Raw genomic sequence first — 384 nt, forward strand, 5'->3', positions numbered from 1 at the left:
GCTGAACTCGGGAAGTCCAACGGCCAAGCATCCAGGATTTCCGCATCGGGCCCTCGGCTAGGGCTCCTGTCGCGTGTGATTCGTCCGCGCGCTGTCCAATCGGACGCGCACCCATCGCCCCGCAGGCGTAAGCTCGAAGCGGGTCACCACCGAATCGCGGTAGTAGGCCGCTCCCTCGTCCTCCTGGTTGTCGGCCAGATGCGTCACCACCAAGCGGCCCTCCGAGTCCCGACGTAGGCGCGATTCGGCCTGCCAGAAGCCATCGGCCCCGCGCTGGGCCACGCGTTGCCAGCCCACCAAGGCGGACCGGTCCGGGGTGTAGGTCACGTAATACAGGTCCTCGCAGCAGTCCTCGTGCTCGTAGAACATCGTCACCAGCGTGTA

1 protein-coding gene is annotated in these 384 nt (G+C 66.1%); it reads right to left on the reverse strand.

What is annotated here, in order from left to right; translation table 11 throughout:
* Window positions 1–57: 57 nt before the first annotated feature.
* A partial coding sequence (locus tag HW556_RS18460) for a hypothetical protein (protein ID WP_176901581.1) occupies window positions 58–384 on the reverse strand: 327 nt, incomplete at its 5' end.

Origin of the sequence: Hymenobacter terrestris, from assembly GCF_013377905.1 — a bacterium.
Lineage (GTDB): Bacteria > Bacteroidota > Bacteroidia > Cytophagales > Hymenobacteraceae > Hymenobacter > Hymenobacter terrestris.